The sequence below is a fragment of the Aquisalimonas sp. genome (genome assembly GCF_007120195.1).
GTDB lineage: Bacteria > Pseudomonadota > Gammaproteobacteria > Nitrococcales > Aquisalimonadaceae > Aquisalimonas.
Genome location: NZ_SKOG01000121.1, coordinates 1 through 4,028, shown reverse-complemented (window position 1 = coordinate 4,028; position 4,028 = coordinate 1). Strand labels below are relative to the sequence as shown.

Here is a 4,028-nt window from a genome sequence, read left to right as displayed (position 1 = left end):
GCCTGCGGCGCGGGTTTTTTGACGGTGCATTACGCTGGCGCTAATGACACCCTACGCCCTGCGATCGGGCCCGTTACCATGGCAGGACTCCACCACGTAGGGCGGGTTAGCGCAGCGTAACCCGCCGTCAATGATAGGGCGCCGCAGGCGCACAACTCAAGCTGCGCTTGTGCGCCCGCGGCGCGGTTTGTGTGACGGTGCATTACGCTGGCGCTAATGACCCCCTACGCCCTTCGATCGGGCCCGGTGCCATGGCAGGGACGTGCTTTTCAAATCGGATCGCTTGCTGGCGGCTCCGTGTAGCGTCTCTACCTCTCTCCAAGCTCCTGCACCGCTTCCGGCGCGCGCAGTTCGGGCGCGCCCGAGTCGCGCCCCTCCAGGATCGCCACCAGGTCGACCAGCGGCCGCAGGCTTTCCGCCAGGCGCGCGAGGCTCTGCGCGGCCGGGCTCTCCACGCGGCCGTCCAGTGCACCGCGCAGCAGTTCGCGGAAGGGATCCACCGGGCGGGGGAAGGGCTCCAGGCGGGGGCGGACCTCCGGGTCGATCCCGGCCATCTCCTGCGCCACTGCCACGGCATCGCGCAAGCCGCCGAGGTGGTCGATCAACCCGAGATCCATCGCGTCCGCGCCGCTCCATACGCGCCCACCGGCAGCCTCGCTCAGCGCGTCGCCTTCAAGGTCGCGGCCGGAGGCGACCCGCCCTTCGAAGTCGGCGTAGCTGCGATCCAGAAAGCCCTGGAAACGCTGCCACTGCGTGTCTGAGAAGTCGGTGTTCGCACTCCAGAAGTCGGCCTGTTCCCCTGCCTTCAGCCGTTCGAAGTTCACCCCGATGCGATCCCAGAGGCCGGTTAACACGAACTTGCCCGCCGCAACGCCGATCGAGCCAGTGACGGTACCCGGCTGCGCCACGATGGCGTTCGCGGGCGCGGCGACGAAGTAGCCGCCTGAAGCGGCGATATCGCCGAAGGAGACGACCATCGGCTTGTCGGCCTCGGCGGCCTTGCGTACCGCCCGCCAAATCGTGTCGGAAGCGACGTAGCTTCCACCGGGACTGCTCACCCGCAGCACGATGGCCTCGACACCCTCGTCGGCCAACGCCGCCTCGATGGCCGAAACGACGGTATCGGCACCCATGCTGGTCCGCCCGGTCATCGGGTCACCTTCGCTCTCACCCTGGGCGACCATACCGAGCCCATGCACCAGGGCAATGCGGGGCGCGTCCGCCGGCACATTGGACGAGCGCTCGGCGGCGTAGCGCGCAAGGGGGACGATCTCCCCTTCTCCTTCGATTGCCTCGCGCAGCGCCGCTTCGGCCTCGTCGCGATAGCCCAGCGCATGGATCAGCCCGGCTTCGCGCGCCATCTCGGCAGAGAGTGGGCCACCGTCGATCAACTCGCGAAGCTGCTCCTCTGCGTGACCGCGCTCCTCCATCAGTCCCGAGACCACCTGCGTAAGCCAGGAGTCGAGCAGGCGCTGCAGGTTCTCCTGCTGTTCATCCGGCATGTCCATGCCGGTGAAACGGTCCGCGAAGCCCTTGTAGATCTGGCGCTGATCCATGCGCGCCTCGATGCCGATATGCTCGAAAAGCTCCCCGGCGAATGGGCTTTCGAGGTGGAAGCCCAGCAGACCAAACTCCCCGGCGGGCTGCACCCAGACCTGGTCGAAGGCGCTCGACAGATAGGCGTGAATCGTGCTTGCCCCACCGGCGGCCAGACCACCGTCCACTGAATTGGCGAAGGCGTAGGCGGGCTTGCCGCTGTCCCGGAAGCCCTTCACCGCCTCGCGCAGTTCCTGCGCTTGGGCGAGCCCCAGGTCGCCCCGGCCCAGGCGCACCAGTACGCCGCCGATGCGTTCGTCATCCGCCGCTTGCTCCAGTGCATCCACCGCCTCGGGCAGCAACACGGCGGGCGCGGCGGTGGCGCGGGCGATCAGGCTGTCCGGCCGGCGCTCCACCACACCGTGGGTCAGGTCCAACTCGAGAATAGAATCCTCCGGCACAACCAACTCCGGCGCACGCCACTCGGCGAAATCCTCCCAGGCGGAGAGGCCAAGGGCGACCAAAACGACCACGATCAGACCGACGCTGGCGAAAAAGCCCACGACACACTTCAATAGAAACAAGACAACCCGCATCGAACCCTACTCCCCTTCCGCTTCGTTACGTCCTCGGTAACCCGTCCTGGCACATAAAGCCAGTCACCTTGCCTTGAACAATAGAGGGGGCTAAGTATAGGCGGTATGACCGTTCTTTTCGTCCGCCGAAACCAGCACCTTATGGTCGTGCGCACCACCCGCTCGGCCGTCGACCTGCCCCTGCGGGGGCAGGCCACGATGCTGAGCCCTCCAAATAAGCCAACTCTGCTCCTGCGTTCCTCGCCGGATCGCAGGCGCCTTCAGACACCGAGTCCCGGAGGGCCAACTACCCGGGTGACGGAGATCGAGCCGTATCGCGCCGACGCGCTGGGCGAACCGGGCGAACCGGGCGAACCGGGGTTCATGGTCGCGGAATGACGGCGGGACGCCGCCGGGCCATTCCAATGTACGGCGGATATTATTCGTACTATGCTCTCGGAAGGTGGGGCATTTCGCACCGCGCCGCGGCGGCCCCGACTCCGGCAGAGCAACGCATTTTGCGCGTTGACCCCAAACGCTTCACAAGGGAGATGGAGGCCAGCCATGCGAAAGTTCGTGATAGAACGCGAAATCCCGGAAGTCGGCACCTTCGAGCGGGAACAGCTCCGCGCCGCTGCGGCCAAGTCCAACGAGGCGCTGGCGCAGCTTGCCCCCGATATTCAGTGGCAGGAATCCTATGTCGCCGGGGACCGGACGTTTTGCATCTATCTTGCCAAGGATGAGGACGTCATCCGCAAACATGCGGAAATCAGCGGATTCCCGGCGAACCGGATCGTCGAAGTGAAGAAGATGATCGATCCGACGACCGCGGCATAGTTCGTCCGCGACCCCGCATCCCCGACATAGCCGCCGGCCGGTCTGCAGGAGAGACGTCTGCGGACCGTGGGGCGTGAATTCCGTGCCACGCGTTGATGGATGGCCTTTGCATCACTTGATTCATTGGCGGTGAGGCCTGCCCATTAGCGGCGCCGGGCAATGACCATGCGGATCGCGATCGCGCGCTCGAGGCGCTCGGCGGTGTGATGGCCGAGTTCCTCGATGCAGCAGCCGGGCTTCAGCACCCGGTGCCAGTCGTCGATGCGCCAGCGCAGGGTGTAGAAGCGCAGTTAGCGCTCAGCCCTGATGTGGGTGTTGGGCAGCGCTAGTCGGGCAACGGGATGTGCTCATCCCGATCACCGGGCGGCAGTTCGAACAGACCCACGCCCCAGTTCTCCGCACGCCAGTGGCGCTTGGCCTCCTCGATACGCTCCTTCGACGAGGCGACGAAGTTCCACCAGATATACCGCGGGCCGTTCAGGGTTTCCCCGCCGAGAATCATCAGGCGGGCCCCGCGATCGCCAGCCGCCACGCTGATGCGGTCGCCGGGGCGGAACACCATCATTCGGCCGGCCTCGAACACCTGGCCGGCGATGATAACGGCTCCTTCAACCACGTACATGCCGCGGTCCTCGTGGTCGTCCGGCATCGGAAACCGGGCGTCCGGCTCAAGCCGGACGTCGGCGTAGAACGCTTCCGAATAGAGGTTTGCCGGCGCGCGTTCACCGTACGCGGTGCCCAAGAGCAGCTGCACGTGCACGCCCTCGTGCTCGACGATCGGCAACTGCGCATCACCGTGGTGTTCGAACAGCGGAGCCGTTTCCTCGTAGGCCTCCGGCAGCGCGACCCAGGTCTGAATACCGAACAGCCCGCTGGGGCCTCTGCGCCCCTGCTCGGAGGTGCGCTCCGAGTGGGTGACACCGCGCCCCGCGACCATCCAGTTCACGGCGCCGGGGTGAATCACCTGGTCCGTGCCCAGGCTGTCGCGATGGTGCAGGTCACCGTCGTACAGGTACGTGACCGTGCCCAGGCCGATGTGCGGGTGCGGTCGCACGTCGATGCCCTGGCCAGTGAGAAATT

At 66.1% G+C, this 4,028-nt stretch carries 4 protein-coding genes; 2 read left to right on the top strand and 2 right to left on the bottom strand.

The features are described 5' to 3' along the window. Positions 1–308: 308 nt before the first annotated feature. Positions 309–2,132: a S49 family peptidase gene (locus QZT63_RS09255; protein WP_290650560.1), complete on the bottom strand. Its 1,824-nt coding sequence runs from the start codon at positions 2,130–2,132 to the stop codon at positions 309–311. A 105-nt stretch (positions 2,133–2,237) separates the two neighbouring features. Between QZT63_RS09255 and QZT63_RS09250 the strand changes: the two genes are divergently transcribed. Together QZT63_RS09250 and QZT63_RS09245 are read left to right on the top strand one after the other, a co-directional pair. Continuing rightward, positions 2,238–2,510 carry a hypothetical protein gene (locus QZT63_RS09250; RefSeq protein WP_290650558.1) on the top strand — a complete coding sequence of 91 codons (273 nt, stop codon included), beginning with the start codon at positions 2,238–2,240 and terminating at the stop codon, positions 2,508–2,510. 165 nt (positions 2,511–2,675) lie between these two features. Further along, on the top strand, positions 2,676–2,948 hold the full coding sequence (locus QZT63_RS09245) for a DUF4242 domain-containing protein (protein ID WP_290650556.1): 273 nt from the start codon (positions 2,676–2,678) through the stop codon (positions 2,946–2,948). 325 nt (positions 2,949–3,273) lie between these two features. Here QZT63_RS09245 and QZT63_RS09240 read toward each other — a convergent pair. Beyond that, the coding region (locus QZT63_RS09240) for a pirin family protein (protein ID WP_290650554.1) at positions 3,274–4,028 on the bottom strand (755 nt) is incomplete at its 5' end.